We start from the raw sequence: 16,795 nt of genomic DNA, 5'->3' as shown, positions 1-16,795 counted from the left end.
ATAGAAAAAAGAGCACCTTTCCTGTAGAATGTAAGTAACAACACAAACAAACCTAGGAGGTGCTCTCTATGCACAAGCATACCACACTCCCAAATTTGATGCAAAAAATTGTTTCTGATGAAGATCTCCAGTCGATTACCGAAGCCGTTGGCTACCATGACACTTCGCGGACGTTTACGGTGCGCACGTTGGTTGATTTTTTTCTGCTGGCGGCACTTCACGAATGGAAAAGTTTCCGTCATGGTGCCGATGTGGCGAAAATGTACGGATTGCCGACGTTTCATTACTCGACGGTTTCTAAGAAAGCGAAAGAAGTTCCGTACGAGGTGATGAAGCGCTTATTTGCTTTGGTTGTTTCTAAGTGCAATCGCCAAACCCGCCGTTCGCTTCGCTTTCCAAAAGCATTGCGTATAGTAGACTCCACGACCGTCACCGTGGGGAAAAACCGCCTGACATGGGCACCCTATCATGGGGAACGATCCGGAGTGAAAATGCACGTCGCGTATTCCCCTGAGCAACAAATGCCGAGCGACATCGTAGAAACCGTAGGGTTGCGCCACGATGGACCGGTGGGAGAGCGGCTCACAGACGTACAAACGGTTCTTGTCGAAGATCGAGCGTACTTTAAAATTGAACGCCTCGATCGGTTTGTCGAACAGAAGCAACCGTTTGTGATTCGGATGAAAGACAATGTCGAGATCCATCAAAAAAAGAGCCTAAAGCGCCTTTCTTCCTCCTCTTCTTCTATTGTGGCGGATTTTACTTGCCAGTTAGGAACGAAACAATGTCGTTCCAAAAAGCGCCATCGCGTCGTGATCTTTCAGGATGCGAACGGGCATGAAATCCGTGTGGTCACGAACGTCTTAGAGGCATCGGCGGAAAAGATTGCCGAGATGTATCAAGAACGTTGGACAGTGGAAGTGTTTTTCCGATGGATCAAGCAATATCTAAACGTTCCGACCTTATTTGGCACCAACGAGCATGCGGTATACAACCAACTTTTTGCGGCATTTATCGCTTATGTGTTACTGAGATGGCTATATCATCGAACGGAAAAACGGACAACCTCGTCCCTTACCTTTCTTTCGTTTGTCCGTCGTTTTTTCTCTGGGCAACTTCCTCTCGAATGGAAATCCGAGATGGCAGCTGTCTTATTTGAGTATGCCCGAATATATGGGAGGAGTATGCCTAATTTTGGATAATCAACAGCCGTGATATAATTAAATTCTTTTTGCCACTTTAAAACATATGCCTCCTCAATAGCCTTCTGAATTGCACATGTTAATAGAAACGAGGACCCTATTCCAGTATAAATATCTTTCTGATGTGTGCATAATGCTACGAATACCACAAATAGCGGATAAAATGTATCGTTCACGAATAACTTAACAAATTCCATAGATCTCAGAAGATTGAAGTATAATGAGGGTATGTCATTCTTATAATTTTTTAGTTTTAATTTGTATCCTTTCTTCCCATACCAAAAAAGATATAAAGCATTTTTCTCAAGCAACTCCTGTATGGCAGTTTGTATCGCTTTCCGACTATCAGTATGAGTAGCTGTTCCTGTTGTATCAGATATATATAATCCTTCAGTTTGGTAAATGGTGTACCTATGTGGTAGGAATGACGGTATATTCCTTACCATATCCCAAGTAGGAACTTGATCTTTATAATTTGTCTTTCCTCCCAGTAGTAAACTCCTTCTTTCAATCATTTCAGAAAAAGATTTCCTTATAGATAATTGTCTAGAAATAGAGAGTGCGTTTGCACCATTTGGGCTCACATCTTCTCCTTTAACAAGCGTCCCTACTTTTGTAAAAGATTTATATACAGAATTGTGTATAAATAAAGAATCAGGCACATTAAAATGATTGTTTTCAATATTTTGAAACAACAACTTAATCCCCCCTCTCACCGAACCATTGTAATAATACAACAGGAGCTAATCGCACATTGAGTCCTACTAAATAAGTAAGTGCATTATCATTAAACCCTGACCAACACAGATCCCCTAGATTCTCTTTCACTTCTCTTAAGCTTTCACGAAATCCTTGAGCCATTAATCCCACTTCTATTAGCGCATGCCTATAACCCCTTTTTCCATATTTTGTTACAGCTCTTCTTATATCGATTGCGTATGCCATGACCAGAGATGAAACAAACTCCTCTCCATCAATAAATATGCATTCTTTAAGTTTCTCTAAGTCTTTTTCAGTCCATTTTCTAATTCTGTAAATTGAATTAGAAAGTGGATTAAACATATAAACCCCTGGCATTGGTAAAGATGAAATTACGTTAGGCTTTAGTACCAACAATAGTGGCATTACAGGGTATAAAGCTCCAGCAGATCCATACCTTTTTGATAAAGTTTCGTTGTCACGCCCAAATGCTTTATACATTATTGCACCTAGTGTTTTTTCATCCATCCGATAAGACAAATTATAACTTCGGTTACTACCATTTATACGTACCTTTTCAATTGATAGTGGTATTTCTTCTTCAAAAATATCTGGTAACACATCTGTACACTCTACATTTTCTAACCAAACTCTTACATCTGGACTTATAAAACTACTCCTCATATTTTTGACCCGAAAAAAGACAGATGATTGGTGAAACTTTATAACATCTGTAATTATCCTTTGTGATAACGCACGTTCTTGAAATATATCCCAAATAATACTTTTCATTGTGTCATGATACTCATTTTCTTTTTTACTCATAACAGTCACACAGCTCCCAATGAATTGGATTGTCTACATAAAGTTTTCTGGTTGCTAAGTCAAACATATAACTTTCCAAAAAAGCATGAGATTGGATAAAAGAACCCTCATCCAACAAAATTAGCTTACTTACTGTAGATGAGCAATTTTCATAACAATAATTACCATGTAAAAAGAAACAAACAGGGTAACCCTTATGCCACATGGAGCTGTTTTTTCACGGTATCAATGGGAATATTTTGTTTCGCTGCACAGTAAATGAACTCCACGAGGCTATGTCCTTTTCTCTTGCGCAAGAGATCGAGCCCATCAGAAAAATCGCTGTTCGACTCGAATAGGCTGTACACGTAAGCAAGCTGCACCAAGATCCAGTAGCGTTTCACCGCTCGAACCTGACGAACACGGTACCCATCGAGCTTCAGCTGGTCTTTCGCTTGTCGAAAAAAGCATTCGATCGACCAGCGTTGGGCATAGTGGCGCAAGATGTCTTCATCGCTTAGCTCCCGGTCGGTGCTCAAGACGCAGTGAAGATGTTCCGATGTCATCGGCTGATTGGCTTTCCAAGCGAGCAGCACCACCGCATGGTCGAGACCGTTGAGCGCTCCTTCGTAACGATAGACGCGATAATGCTCTTCTCCCACCGTGACGAGGTGAGTGTCATTCGGTTCGATGGAGCGGGCCAACTGCTTCGCTTGGACGGCAACGCCGTTCGGATAGAGAATCCGGTTCGTCTTGAGCATCGCGATGACGTGGAATCCTTTTTTCAGACAAGCTTCCACGAGCGCTTTCGATGGATACCACGAATCCATCAGCACATAAACGGGACGGCGTACATCCAACGAAGAAAGCATCTCGATTGCGAGTTCCCCTTTGCTTTTTCCCGCCGTCTTGTCGTAGAGGCGGAAGGCAAAGGGAAACGCCTGGGTTGCAGTATGAACCATGAACCAAACAAGAGAATGGCCCCAAATCGATTTTTTCTCTGAGTGAGAGTAGTGCCAATCACATCCCTGAATCGCGTGTGTTGCCCGTGACGAAGGCTTGGTTTTTTGGCAAATCGTATCATCGATCGAAACAAACAAGGGTTGATTCTCCTGTTTGGCGATGCGTTCGACACGACGAAGGATCCACTGCTGGAGTTTATGAAGCAGCGCCTCTTCCTCCCATGGGCTTTTCGTGAAAAAATGGCTGAGTGTCGTGCGGTGGTTCGGATGAAAGCTCCCATGATGAAGATCGGTCAATGTTCCCGAAAATCCCTTCGTGATCATCGCATCCACGATATGAACGAGATGCTTCATAACGGGTTTTGAAAAATAAAGGGCCAACCCCAACATCGTGAAAAACTTGTGAATTCCTTGATGATGTGCTAATCTATTCATGAGACATGAACCTCCTTGTGAATGGTTTGGTAGCACATCTATTCTAATCAAGGAATCGGGTTCATGTCTCCTTTTTTGTTTCGATGTAAATTTATGTTAGTGATTTTGCTCATCTACAGTTACTTATTCGATTGGTTATCTGGGTTACAATATTAAAGATGTTACTTTGAGTGAGCGGAACCTCTATCGAAAAAAAAGAGCGATCGGAGTACAAGCTGTCAATGATATGTTGGTAAGTTATACCATTATAATCAGTTGTTCTAATACTTGATTCAATATAAGATATATGGCAAAGATGGCAAGGAGGCTTTAAAAAGCCGTTATATAAGGAATCCATATAAAAACAATTTCCATACACATATGTAAACAACAAAAAAGCTTTCTCAACACTTTTTACTTTATCTCGAATTCCCTTGGCTACCCTCCTGTTATATGGATTAAGAAACACTAAAATTAAATCTCCTTCCTGTATCTCCAGTTGCTTCGGACTTAATTCCCTATTGTAAAACATAGACACATCAATGTCTTGTTTATAATCTATTCTTAGTATCTTTTCTATATATCCCCCTACTTCAACATTATTGGTATATACACTAATCCTCTTTATATTTAAATTAGGTTCAATTTTATCTTCTATGATGTGATATTCCTTTAAAAACTCTAATGCTTCTTTTGTATCTTTTCCAAAGAATTTCTCGAAATCACTATAAGACAATAGCGCTGTTCCGAATTCATCCCATTCCTTAAAGAAGTCCTTCAAACGAGAATCATAAGCTCGCACAATTCCCTTTGCGTTCTGTACTATTACTTCATCTGAATCTAATTCATGTAAAATATATTGATTTAATCTGTAACTTTTCAGACATGAAACTGATGCATTCATAGTCTTTCTCCTTCTAAAAAATTTATGTTGTAGAATCGGATTTTCAGCACGCAACTATATCATCCGCCTCATAAAGTGAGCCGAATATTCTTTCCTTGTCTATGATGTGAATACAGATAGACAAGTGTGAATTGCATGGTGACGGTACGACAAGCTGTATTTACGGTTGAAAGCTTAATCCACAAAGTCCAACAACAAAAACAGCTCATTCATCAACTCATTCAAGAAAATGAACATTTGCGTTAAGAATAGTCATATTCCAATATCCTCTTGGCTTTATGAAAAATATTTCCTATTGCGAACCGTCTGACAAAAAGTCTGGTGGACAGGAGAGACATGAAGGGACGACACTCCGGCAAGTAGAACAGCCACTCCATCGTGTCGTCCATCGCGTCCATACGTGTCAAAGATGTGGGGCTTCTTTGCGTGACGTAAAACCGTTCAAAATCGATGACTGTAAAGTATTGGATCTGTCTCCCGTGACGATGGAAGTCACACAACATGAACGCGAAGTGAAATCATGTCCGCACTATCGGTGCGTGCAACAAGCCGAGTTCCCATCACATGTCACAAATCATGTACAATATGGTCCGTGGCTCACTGCGCTTGTCGTGTATTTGTGCAACATACAAATTAATGATCAAAATAATATCGCCAGTTATTACCTAGTTTGAACAACGCGTCTTACAGCATCCAGATGAGATATTGCATCGCACCGAGTATGCTGGATTAAAATATCCATTTGGATATATAAGTTGGATATATAAGGTTTATCTACATTTTATTCGTCTTATTCACTGCACCCCCACAATTATAAACGCAACAACAACAATAATTATCCCCATGTCGAACTGTATCCATAACATAGCTTGAAGATAGAGCTCCCACTCCAAACATATTTGTTTGCTTCTGTGAATACTCATACTTCGTGTTAACTTTCTGATGTCTCACTTCTTGTAAAGATTCCTCACTATACATACATTTCACCTCCTCTCTTTTACTTTTAAAATTATCAAAAAATTAAAACTATTACATGCACAATTATAACAAAAAAAAAAAAAAAGAAAACAATACTTTTAATGAAAATTTATAGATTTTTAACCAAAAAAGGTAAGCATTTAGCCGCATCGTCCATATCATAAGAGGAATATTTTTTCTTCTCTTATCTATGATGTGTTTGAGTCAAGACTTTGTGGGAGATTTTTTTCTCGACCGACTTTTTGCTTATATATGGTTTTATGAACTTGTTTCATGTGAGTGCTTTTACTTACTCTCATCCTGTAGGTATGTGCGTTTTCTCTCGTTTTAAAAACCTTTTAGTGCTTGCAGGGCCTCGTAAATCGGCGTTCCTGAAGACTGACGGAAATACGGAATATTGTCTCGAATCACTTCCTTCATTCGAGATGAAACGCTTTCACGCTCGCTTCGCGTTTCGTTTCTTCTCGTTCTTCCACGCAACATACCACTCCATGGCGTGTCCGAATAAGTAACGTATCTTTTATCGCGACGATCGCTCGTAACATCGCTTCAATCCCTGCGTCCTTCCAACTTCGACCGTTTTTGCTTCGTTTCGCAAACATATGCATCGTCCCCCCTGCACTGCCCATCGCTCCCATATTCGTTGCATCGATCCCTTTTTCCTGCAGCCATATGCGATAGTCACGCAAACACCCTGGCATCTCCTCGATTCGACGAACAAGCGCCTCGAGTTGCTTTTCCTTCCCCTCATGTTCTAGCGTACCGATGGCACTTGCGAGTTCTCACAACACCCCCTCTTCATCCCATGATGCGAATTTTTTTCGAATCACCGATATCTCGCATGACCTCGGAACAATTGCCGAATCTCTCTCGCCACATGGAACCGATCGAGCTGAAAGTACCCCCTATCCCCGAAATATTCTCGACACGCTGTGATCCATGGGACACCATATCCATTGATGACGACCCGATCTTCTAGTTCGATCTCTTTTAATTCATCTATTTTGCTTACGTATGTGACAGGTTCATGATTTAGTGCCGTTTCTTAGCATACCAACATCTGCGTCAAATGACGGTTTTGCAAGCACAAACTGCTCGTTACTTGTCAATGGTAAAAAAACAACCGTTCCTTCCAAAGTACCATTTGGCATTTTAGCTGACTTAAATATCATTCAGCAAGCTCCTGAACGATTTATTTTAGCGGGCATCGGTGATTTAATGTCGAATATTACGGCGTTATATGACTGGGAATTTGAACAAAATCACGGCGTCAGTCGGGTAAACGCTTTTGCTGCGATGATTAGCAAAAAAGCAGTCAACAGCTTTATCCGTACACCAATGCAAAATATTAAACATCCTATTTTTCTAAAAGAATTAATTAGTTCGTTAACAATGGGCGGCATTTCTACTGTGATTAGCGGAAATAGTGCACCGATTAGCGGATCTGAACACCTAATCTCCCATGCACTTGACAAAATCAGCCCGTCGCCACACATGCATGGCATTCAAGTAGGAATCGCCACATATATCATGGCACATATTCAACAACATCGGGCTGAACGCATCACAAAAGTGTTTACACGTACTGGATTTTTCGATTACGTCAAAACATTACAATTAAATAAGGAAGAGTATCGCCAAGCCATCAACATTGCACCAACGATCAAGCCAAATCGTTATACGTACATTCACGATGAACAATATCGAAAACGGGCCATTCGGCTCCTTGATGAAGACCCTATTTTACAAGAGATTTTTACATAGCACACATATTTCATTGCGAAACCGCCTACCCTACTGTTTAAGGAGGTGGTGCGGTTGAATCAAACGTTAGCGTATTTACGCGAAATATTAGCAAACTATGCTGACCGTCATCACGCGGTAGCCATTCATTTATACAAAAAATTAATAAGTAAACCGTACAAAAATGAAGAACAATTCGTCCGTGATTTATCACAAAAGAAGCAGCATTTTTAGATCGCATGTTGCTCCAAGAAATGAAATATGCAAAAGAAGAACAAGACGATGTTCGCGTCCATCATTTAAATGAAATATACGAGCAACTCATTTAAATAAAAAAACGAAACAAATAGTCCATGGCAAACAAATCGTCTGGATAGTCGATGCCAACATCTTCTCCTTCATAAACGAGCGCTTGAATAAAATCATGAAGCGCTTCTATATAGGTTGTAATAAAGAATTTCCGATCTCCATGTCCCGTCTTTATCACCTGACAAGCTGGCACGGTGACAAGAAGAGCGAACAATGCCATGTAAAACAAAATTGCAACTTATATATATAAAACTCATATAAAAATTCATAACTAAACGGTTCATCAGGCATATAAGATTCGGCGCATACGTTTGGGGAACAGTAGTTTAAATACGTACGACATGGCATTGGTCTTACTTCATAAACAAAACATGTATTTGTTTCACGATTTAAAAATATACATGGCAATTGTTCTTTCATGTATATTTCTTTAAAACGCTGATCTTTATATTTCTTTAAAACGCTGATCTTCTGTAAAATCTAACATGTTCACTCGCTTTATTTTATCAGCATAATGTTTACCATACCATTGTATATGTTTATCAATCTTTTAATTGCAGATAGTTGAATTTTATAACGATTTAACAAACATCACAAATGTTTTCAAATTAAACGTCCGAATATTTTGTTTTCAAAATAAATACAGAAAAATAAAAATTTTTTAAATGTTTCTGTTAGTTTCTGTCGTTTTTCGTAGTTTGATTTTACACTTAATCATAGTTTAACTTCACATTCAATTCAAAATTTTTCAAAAAAGAAAGGAGGGAACATGTTGATTTACTTCCATCAAGTGAACAAGCATTATGGGGACTTTCACGTCTTAAAAGATATTAATCTTACTATCAAAAAAGGCGAAGTTATCGTCATTATTGGCCCGTCTGGTTCTGGAAAAAGTACGTTAGTCCGTTGTATTAATCGCCTTGAAACGATCACAAGCGGTGAACTCATCGTTGATGGCGTGAAAGTGAACGATAAAAACACCGATATTAATAAACTGCGCCGCAACATCGGTATGGTTTTTCAACATTTTAATTTATATCCGCACAAAACTGTCTTACAAAACATTACGCTTGCACCGATGAAAGTGCTCGGTGTGCCTGAAAAAGAAGCAAAAGAAACTGCGATGTACTATTTAGAAAAAGTCGGCATTCCTGATAAGGCGAACGCCTATCCGACAGCATTGTCTGGTGGTCAACAACAGCGCGTCGCCATCGCTAGAGGACTAGCGATGAAGCCGAAAATTATGCTATTTGACGAACCGACTTCTGCGCTTGACCCTGAGACAATTGGTGAAGCGCTCGATGTCATGAAAACACTTGCAAAAGAAGGAATGACGATGGTCGTCGTCACGCACGAGATGGGGTTTGCGCGGGAAGTCGCTGACCGCATCGTCTTTATGGACCAAGGGAGAATTTTAGAAGAAGCACCGCCGGAACAGTTTTTTGCTAATCCGCGCGAAGAACGGGCGCGCCTGTTTCTCAGCCGGATTTTGAATCATTAATGAATAAGGGGGAAATTTTTCATGTTCAAAACTGTTTGGAAAAAAATGATTGGGTTTGGGCTTGTCGCTATGCTTAGCGCTACTGCGTTAGTCGGCTGCAATAGTGAAACAACGACAGAAAACAAAACCGATAACAAAAAAGAACAAGCAGCAGAAACGACGTTAGACAAAATTAAAGAACGCGGCAAATTAGTCGTCGGCGTTAAATACGACCTCAACCTTTTCGGGTTGAAAAACCCGGAAACTGGTGAAGTAGAAGGATTTGATATCGACATCGCGAAAGGATTAGCGAAAAAAATTCTTGGCGATGAAAACAAAATTGAGCTAAAAGAAGTCACGTCAAAAACGCGTATTCCAATGTTAAACAACGGTGAAATCGATGCGATTATCGCAACAATGACAATTACAGAAGAACGAAAAAAAGAAGTTGATTTCTCAGACGTCTACTTCATGGCTGGCCAATCGCTACTCGTCAAAAAAGATAGCAACATTAACGGAATTGCTGATGTGAATAAAGAAGGCGTGACAGTATTAACGGCAAAAGGCTCGACTTCCGCACAAAACATTCGAGCAAAAGCACCAAAAGCAACGGTGTTAGAGTTTGAAAACTACGCGGAAGCATTTACCGCATTGAAAGCTGGACAAGGCGATGCACTCACGACAGACAATGCGTTATTGTTCGGAATGGCAAAACAAGATCCAAACTTCCGCGTCGTTGATGAAACGTTCTCTGAAGAACCATATGGAATTGCGGTTCGCAAAGGCGATAAAGAATTACTAGAAGTGATTAACGAATATTTAAAAGAAATTAAGGCAAACGGCGAATACGATAAAATTTACGAAAAATGGATTGGCGAAAAGCCAAAACAATAATGACATGACGATGAGCGGAAACTATCCGCTCATCTCTTGTTAATTGGAAAGGAGGCAACAAGATGCTCGACTATTCGATTCTTATAGAACATTTCGATATGTATATGCAAGGATTTGCCAACACGTTAAAAGCTAGTGTACTTGCATTAATCGGCAGTTTGGTCATTGGGACAATCATGGCAATCTTTCGTATCGCTCCCATTCGCCCATTAAACTGGATTGGGGCTGCTTATGTTGAATTTATTCGCAACATCCCGCTCATTTTAATTGTCTTTGTCTTTTTTGTCGGTTTGCCTGCCATCGGCATTCGCTTTGATTCATTCACCGCAGGTACGTTAGGACTAACCGTTTATACGGCTGCATTTATTGCTGAAGTCATTCGCGCTGGCATTCTTTCCGTTCCGAAAGGGCAAATGGAAGCAGCTAGATCATCGGGTCTGACGTATGTACAGGCGATGTGGTATATCATTTTGCCACAAGCTGTAAAAATTGTCATACCACCAATGGGCAACCAGTTTATTAACCTTGTGAAAAACTCATCGGTTCTCGGAGTCATCGCTGGACTTGATTTAATGTATTTCGGCGACTTAATTTCTTCCGAAACGTTTGTCACGTTCGATGTATATATTTTCGTTGCGTTGTTTTATTTACTTTTAACGATCCCATTAAGCTTAGGGGTCGGTGCGTTAGAACGCCGCCTAGCAAAAAGTCGATAAAGTCGAGGTGAAGTGAGAGATGGATTTTGTTGGTGCATATTCTCCTGCACATTTGAAATTTTTATTAGAGGGATTTGTTGTTACACTAGAAGTTGCCTTTCTCTCGATTTTCTTTAGTTTTTTAATCGGCATCGTCATCGGTGTGTTGCGCTACAGCCGCATTCCTTTCATCTCTCCCCTGCTTGCTGTCGGGGTGGAAACGATTCGGAACTTACCGCTTTTATTAATTATTTTCTTTACGTATTTTGCCCTTCCGGAAGTCGGATTCAAACTGGATAAGTTTTATGCAGCTATTTTAGCGCTTGTCATTTTTGAATCGGCGATGCTGTCGGAAATTGTCCGCAGCGGACTCAATTCAATTGAAAAAGGACAAATCGAAGCGGCACGTTCATCAGGGCTCACTTACACGCAAACGTTGTGGCATATCATTTTGCCGCAGGCGTTACGCCGCATGGTTCCACCAATTGTCGGGCAGTTTATTTCGCTTTTGAAAGATACATCGCTTGCTGTCGTCATTGCTCTTCCGGAATTAATGAATCATGCACAAATTATTAACGGGCAAAACGTCAATTACGTCATTCCGATTTTCTTATTAGTTGCCGTCATGTATTTTGTCGTCAACTACTCCCTTTCGCTCGTTTCGCGAAGACTGGAACATAAGCATATATAAAAACATAAAAAGTCTCATCACTTCCTTAAATATACAAAAAATTTTGGAAGCGATGAGACTTGTATTTTTTCAGACAAATAACATGTCAAAAAACAATATACAGGTATATAACAAACAAAAAGTACAGAGTAGTGAGAATAGTAAACATCCAAATTACTACTCGAAAAATTCGTAATTGTTTTCCTAACTGTAGATGAGCAAATTTACTAACATAAATTTACAACCAAACAAAAAAGAAGACATGAACCCGATTCCTTGGTTAGAATAGATGTGCCAACAAACCATTCACAAGGAGGTTCATGTCTCATGAATAGATTAGCACATCACCAAGGAATCCACAAGTTTTTGACGATGTTGGGGTTGGCCCTTTATTTCTCGAAACCTGTCATGAAGCATCTCGTTCATATCGTGGATGCGATGATTACAAAGGGCTTTTCGGGAACGCTGACCGATCTACATCATGGGAGTTTTCATCCGAACCATCGCACGACACTGAGCCATTTTTTCACGAAAAGCCCATGGGAGGAAGAGACGCTGCTTCGCAAACTCCAACAGTGGGTGCTTCATCGTGTCGAACGCAGCTCGAAACGAGAGAATCAACCCATTTTTGTTTCGATCGATGATACGATTTGCCAAAAAACGAAGCCCTCGTCACGGGCAACACACGCCATTCAAGGGTGTGATTGGCACTATTCTCACGCAGAGAAAAAGTCGATCTGGGGACATTCTCTCGTTTGGCTCATGGTTCATACGATGACCCAAGCGTTTCCTTTTGCCTTTCGCCTCTACGACAAGACGGTGGGGAAAAGCAAAGGGGAACTCGCGATCGAGATGCTTTCTTCGTTGGATGTGAGTCGACCCGTTTATGTGCTCATGGACTCTTGGTATCCATCGAAAACCCTCGTGGGAGCCTGCTTAAAAAAAGGGTTCCACGTCATCGCGATGCTGAAGACGAATCGGATTCTCTATCCAAAAGGGACGGCCATTCAAGCAAAAGAATTTGCCAAATCTATGGAGCCACGGGATACCCGCCTCGTCACGGTGGGAAAAGAGCGTTATCGGGTGTATCGCTACGAAGGCGCTCTGAACGGTCTCAAGGATGCCGTGGTGCTGCTCGCATGGAAAGCCGATCAGCCGATGACGCCGAAACATCTTCATTGCGTCTTGAGCACCGATCGCGAGCTAAGCGATGAAGAGATCTTGCGCTACTATGCTGCACGTTGGTCGATCGAATGTTTTTTCCGTCAAGCGAAAGACCAGCTGAAACTCGATGGATACCGCGTTCGCGGGCGTCGGGCGGTGAAACGGTATTGGATCTTGGTGCAACTTGCGTATGTGTACAGCATGTTCGAGTCTAACAGTGATTTTTCGGATGGGCTCGATCTCCTGCGCAAGAGAAAAGGACATAGCCTCGTGGAGTTCATTTATCGTGCAGCAAAACAAAATATTCCCATTGATACCGTGAAAAAACAGCTCCACGTGGCATAAGGGGTACCCTGTTTGTCTCTTTTTAAATGGTAATTATTGTAACGAAAATTGCTCAACTACAGTTCCTAATTTATTTTTTGTTATCCTCAGAAAGAAATAACCAAAAAAAGCGCCTATGCCTCCTTTGAATATCGCAAGTAACATTGTTCGTTCAGAATAATTATTGACGATAAAGGTGACTATGGCATAGCTAAAAAAATTAAGGACAAAGCCAAAGTAACATATATCATAGCTTTATTTAAACCCTCATCCGTTCCTAATCTCCACATGATCTCACCTTTTCAGTTCCAAAAATTCATTTTTTCTCTTTTTTAGAAGTTCCTCAATGTAATTAATGAAAGCTTCGCGAATGGCATTTGCCTAATTATCACTAGGTATTCCGTTTAATACCGACGAAACGTTAAAAAACTAAATACAGGAATACGACAAATAAGATGCATAAAATGATGAAAGAAGTGCATGTCCAAATAAACACTCTAAAAAAACGAATTTTTTTATCCATTTCCCCTTTTGTTTTCTTAAGAAAAACTGCTCCAAACATAATTGCAACCAAACCTCTAGATATAGTAGCAAACCAAGTATTCATTATATTTGGCCCAATAATTAACGTGCTGATCGCATAAATGAACAAGATGACAGATACACATAGAGAACTATAAATAATCGTCTTGCTTCCTGTTTGTTTCAAAGGATTCATAAAGACATTCCTCTTCCTTTAGATTTAAATAATGAAAAAGTACCCTATTTCTGTTCTTTTGATGCTTGATTTAGCACATGATTAATGAAAGCTTCACGAATGGCTTTCACTTGGTTATCTGTCGGAATTCCATACTTCTCAAACTTGCCACTATCCATTACAATAGGTCCGGTTTTTAAATTAACACTATTGACAGCTTCTTTGAACTCTTTTTTGCCTCCAAACGATTCAATAAATTCACTAAACCGTCTATTCACTTCCCCAGATTTTGAATAATATTTTTCAATGGCGTCGGACAAATGTAGTTTAGAATTTTCTCTTATCATATTTGCAATATTCACAGCGTCTATATCTGCCAGCAAATCGGAGGTAGAAAACGAACTATTCCCACCTATAATCTTTTTAGCTTCTTTCTGAAGAATCTTCAAATCGTTCGAATCGTTTGTATTCCGCTGAAGGTCTATGACTGCAGTTTGTAAATCCCCAGCCCATCCAGATAAGTCATCAGGAATCGGAGACACTGATAATATTCCATCTAATGTTGCAGCCATATGCAAGAAATCGATTTTGTTCCCAGTCACAGGATCTTTTAAAAATGCCCCTTCACCATTCGGTTCAAAGAATTTACTTAAGCTTTTGCTTTTGGATTCAACGTACTGAACATGCCTTTCATCTATTGTCCCAGCGGTGATAGCCCATTTAAATCCAGCATACACTTTAGAGTTATATCTTATAAATTCTAGGTTGTAATCATTTATTTCAACTGGCTTGCGTGAAACGTTCGTTCTTGGATTCTTTTGTAGCTCCCTCAAGTACGAATCCGTGAGTTTTTCTAAATACTCTAATCGCTTCACTAATGTTTTTACATCTGTAGCATCTGATTTTTATTGGCTATGGCTTGAACTGTAACTGTTTGCACATGATGTGTTGTCTTTGTTGAGGTACCAGCTGCTACTTTTATTTCAAAATTTCCTGAATCTTTATTCCCTACTCCTTGAATAACAGCAGAAGGCGTTTTATTCGCCATTATATTTTTTGAAGCGTGAGAAGCATTGTCGGAAACTGCACTTTGATATACTTTTTTAGTACCGTACACAATATCTTTCTGTTGATTAAAGTTAGTAGACACGCTAACTGAAGAAGGTATCGAAGGGGGAATTGGTTGAACAACTTGATTGGTTAGCGTGTTAGAAACTTGATTTTTAGAAACCATCTGTTCATAAGCTCTCTTAGCAGCCTCGCTAATCGATACAACATCTTTAGAAATCGTTGCTTTTGCTGGTGTATATGACACTGATGCTGTTACAGAGCCAGAAGGTTTTGTAGTTACAATCGTGGGAACATAAGAATTTGGTTTCTGTTGAAAATACTGCTTAACAGAAACGGTAGGCATCGTCATCCCTCCAAGATCATAATCCTTAGGATAATAATAATCCAAAATTGTTTTTTTCAATATGCTCTTTTGATTTTTTAGTATTTTTGTTTAAAAAACTCCAATAAAAACAATCTTTACAAGAACATCCAACGGCTGATACGATAAAAATAAATGAAAAACATGGGAGATCACCTATGCGCGAACGAATGCTACCAATCTTCCTTCTTATCATCGCTACCGCTTTCTTCGGAGAAATGAAAGTAAATCCGTTTGGGAGTTCGTTTCGCTTTTCACTTGGAAGCGCCGTTTTCTTTTTCGGGCTTATTTGGTTTCGAACGGTGCCGGTTATATGGACGGGTGTGTTGACAGGGCTTTTTATTTCCTTGTTTCGTACAAGCATTGACCTACTAATGAAAGACGTCTCTTGGAGCGACAGCCTGCTTTCTCATCTGCCGGCTGCGTGCTATTATGTCGCTTTTTCCCTATTTGTTCATGTGCTTCGTCTCCGTAATTATATGGAGCTTCCCATTTATGTGGCGTTGCTTGGCGCAAGCATTGATTTCGCTTCAAATATCGTTGAGCTGTTTGTTCGCCATCTAACAGGCGAAACGATCGCCATGACGCATGAAACGTTTTTTATGCTTATTTTATTCGGAATTTTACGAAGTTTTTGTGTTGTCGGACTATATAACATATTAATGATTCAGCAAATGCAAACGTTAGGAGAAGCGCGGCGACAAGAGATTGAACGGCTTGTCATGATGAACGCCAGCCTCTATGAAGAAGTATTTTATTTACGTAAATCAATGACCCATATGGAAGACATTACACGCAAAAGCTATGAGCTATATGCAAGGTTAATAGACGATCAAACGATTGAGCCAAGTATGGCGCTCTATATCGCCGAACATGTCCACGAAGTAAAAAAAGATTCGCAGCGCATTTTAGCTGGTCTATCAGAATTAATTAACCAAGAACGGCGAGATTTATACTTATCAATCTCTGAACTTTGCGGCATGGTCGTTCGTGCGAATGAAAAATACGCGGAATTGTTGAAAAAAGAAATTATTTTTCAATGGACGTGCGATCTCGACTTATCGACGCGGCACGTTTACGCTCTTCTTTCCGTCTTAAATAATTTAGTTGCCAATGCGGTAGAAGCGATTCCGTCATCAGGATGGATTGATCTTCGCGCTGAACTTGATGGCGAGGATATCGTCTTTATTGTTACTGATTCCGGTCTCGGAATCCCAGAAGACGAACGGGATTGGGTGTTTCAGCTCGGCTTTACGACAAAATACGATGAACACGGCAACCCGTCCACTGGCATTGGGCTGACGCACGCAAAAGAAATTGTTCATAGTTTCAACGGAAAAATCACATTAACAACCGATGAGAACGGTCGGACACAGTTTCAAGTCAACATTCCTAGCAAACAACTATGATAAGGGGAGGATGCC

General features: G+C 40.2%; 16 protein-coding genes and 4 pseudogenes. 10 read left to right on the top strand and 10 right to left on the bottom strand.

Translation table 11 applies throughout. The features are described from left to right. The first annotated feature begins 68 nt into the window (after window positions 1–68). Window positions 69–1,202, top strand: coding sequence for an IS4 family transposase (locus tag NST18_RS06210; RefSeq protein ID WP_088223289.1), 1,134 nt, complete (start codon window positions 69–71; stop codon window positions 1,200–1,202). Between the two features lie 56 nt (window positions 1,203–1,258). Here NST18_RS06210 and NST18_RS15165 read toward each other — a convergent pair. The 4 genes and pseudogenes from NST18_RS15165 to NST18_RS06195 all read right to left on the bottom strand — a co-directional run. Continuing rightward, a pseudogene (locus NST18_RS15165) lies at window positions 1,259–1,717 on the bottom strand (YcaO-like family protein); the annotation flags it as partial. A 184-nt stretch (window positions 1,718–1,901) separates the two neighbouring features. Next, a complete protein-coding gene (locus tag NST18_RS06205) occupies window positions 1,902–2,726 on the bottom strand; it encodes a SagB/ThcOx family dehydrogenase (protein ID WP_051035080.1) in 825 nt (274 codons plus the stop codon). Window positions 2,727–2,920: 194 nt separating this feature from the next. After that, window positions 2,921–4,102: an IS701-like element ISBsm1 family transposase gene (locus tag NST18_RS06200; protein WP_088223322.1), complete on the bottom strand. Its 1,182-nt coding sequence runs from the start codon at window positions 4,100–4,102 to the stop codon at window positions 2,921–2,923. Window positions 4,103–4,211: 109 nt separating this feature from the next. Then, the gene (locus NST18_RS06195; protein ID WP_340721293.1) at window positions 4,212–4,985 is read right to left on the bottom strand and encodes an McbB family protein; all 774 of its coding nucleotides are present in this window, start codon (window positions 4,983–4,985) and stop codon (window positions 4,212–4,214) included. Between the two features lie 135 nt (window positions 4,986–5,120). Here NST18_RS06195 and NST18_RS06190 point away from each other — a divergent pair. Beyond that, a pseudogene (locus NST18_RS06190) lies at window positions 5,121–5,620 on the top strand (IS66 family transposase zinc-finger binding domain-containing protein); the annotation flags it as partial. 759 nt (window positions 5,621–6,379) lie between these two features. On the opposite strand, the gene NST18_RS06185 reads toward NST18_RS06190, so the two are convergent. Together NST18_RS06185 and NST18_RS06180 are read right to left on the bottom strand one after the other, a co-directional pair. Next, window positions 6,380–6,730, bottom strand: coding sequence for a UPF0236 family transposase-like protein (locus tag NST18_RS06185; RefSeq protein WP_276319113.1), 351 nt, complete (start codon window positions 6,728–6,730; stop codon window positions 6,380–6,382). 59 nt (window positions 6,731–6,789) lie between these two features. Next, window positions 6,790–6,900, bottom strand: coding sequence for a UPF0236 family transposase-like protein (locus tag NST18_RS06180; RefSeq protein ID WP_268915729.1), 111 nt, complete (start codon window positions 6,898–6,900; stop codon window positions 6,790–6,792). 98 nt (window positions 6,901–6,998) lie between these two features. On the opposite strand from NST18_RS06180, the pseudogene NST18_RS06175 reads away from it, so the two are divergent. Together NST18_RS06175 and NST18_RS06170 are read left to right on the top strand one after the other, a co-directional pair. Next, window positions 6,999–7,727, top strand: a pseudogene (locus NST18_RS06175) (iron-containing alcohol dehydrogenase family protein); the annotation flags it as partial. 54 nt (window positions 7,728–7,781) lie between these two features. Next, window positions 7,782–8,035, top strand: a pseudogene (locus tag NST18_RS06170) (sigma-G-dependent sporulation-specific acid-soluble spore protein CsgA). Here NST18_RS06170 and NST18_RS06165 read toward each other — a convergent pair. After that, entirely contained in the window at window positions 8,032–8,235 is a 204-nt protein-coding gene (locus NST18_RS06165; RefSeq protein ID WP_004890748.1) for a hypothetical protein, read from the bottom strand. The pseudogene NST18_RS06170 and the gene NST18_RS06165 overlap by 4 nt on opposite strands. Further along, complete coding sequence (locus tag NST18_RS06160; protein WP_230456195.1) at window positions 8,190–8,435, bottom strand: YkgJ family cysteine cluster protein; 246 nt, start codon at window positions 8,433–8,435, stop codon at window positions 8,190–8,192. The genes NST18_RS06165 and NST18_RS06160 overlap by 46 nt, the downstream gene beginning before the upstream one ends. Window positions 8,436–8,787: 352 nt before the next feature. Between NST18_RS06160 and NST18_RS06155 the strand changes: the two genes are divergently transcribed. From NST18_RS06155 to NST18_RS06135, 5 genes are all read left to right on the top strand, one after another. Further along, window positions 8,788–9,516, top strand: a complete 729-nt coding sequence (locus NST18_RS06155) for an amino acid ABC transporter ATP-binding protein (RefSeq protein ID WP_340721292.1) — start codon at window positions 8,788–8,790, stop codon at window positions 9,514–9,516. Between the two features lie 21 nt (window positions 9,517–9,537). Further along, entirely contained in the window at window positions 9,538–10,389 is an 852-nt protein-coding gene (locus NST18_RS06150; RefSeq protein WP_004890754.1) for a glutamate ABC transporter substrate-binding protein, read from the top strand. A 62-nt stretch (window positions 10,390–10,451) separates the two neighbouring features. Further along, on the top strand, window positions 10,452–11,105 hold the full coding sequence (locus NST18_RS06145; protein ID WP_004890757.1) for an amino acid ABC transporter permease: 654 nt from the start codon (window positions 10,452–10,454) through the stop codon (window positions 11,103–11,105). A 19-nt stretch (window positions 11,106–11,124) separates the two neighbouring features. Continuing rightward, window positions 11,125–11,775 (top strand): amino acid ABC transporter permease, encoded by a 651-nt coding sequence (locus NST18_RS06140; RefSeq protein ID WP_004890759.1) that lies wholly within the window; start codon window positions 11,125–11,127, stop codon window positions 11,773–11,775. Window positions 11,776–12,081: 306 nt separating this feature from the next. Further along, window positions 12,082–13,263, top strand: a complete 1,182-nt coding sequence (locus tag NST18_RS06135; protein ID WP_088223189.1) for an IS701 family transposase — start codon at window positions 12,082–12,084, stop codon at window positions 13,261–13,263. 741 nt (window positions 13,264–14,004) lie between these two features. Here NST18_RS06135 and NST18_RS06130 read toward each other — a convergent pair. Both NST18_RS06130 and NST18_RS06125 read right to left on the bottom strand, forming a co-directional pair. Next, window positions 14,005–14,814 carry a hypothetical protein gene (locus NST18_RS06130; RefSeq protein ID WP_004890763.1) on the bottom strand — a complete coding sequence of 270 codons (810 nt, stop codon included), beginning with the start codon at window positions 14,812–14,814 and terminating at the stop codon, window positions 14,005–14,007. Between the two features lie 8 nt (window positions 14,815–14,822). Next, window positions 14,823–15,413, bottom strand: a complete 591-nt coding sequence (locus tag NST18_RS06125; RefSeq protein WP_035018682.1) for a hypothetical protein — start codon at window positions 15,411–15,413, stop codon at window positions 14,823–14,825. 116 nt (window positions 15,414–15,529) lie between these two features. Here NST18_RS06125 and NST18_RS06120 point away from each other — a divergent pair, with 116 nt between their 5' ends. After that, window positions 15,530–16,780: a sensor histidine kinase gene (locus NST18_RS06120; protein WP_004890768.1), complete on the top strand. Its 1,251-nt coding sequence runs from the start codon at window positions 15,530–15,532 to the stop codon at window positions 16,778–16,780. Window positions 16,781–16,795: the final 15 nt, after the last annotated feature.

This window comes from Anoxybacillus sp. FSL W8-0104 (genome assembly GCF_038004465.1).
In the GTDB taxonomy this organism is placed as follows: Bacteria; Bacillota; Bacilli; order Bacillales; family Anoxybacillaceae; genus Anoxybacillus; species Anoxybacillus flavithermus_G.
This window is presented reverse-complemented; position numbering and strand designations above follow the sequence as displayed.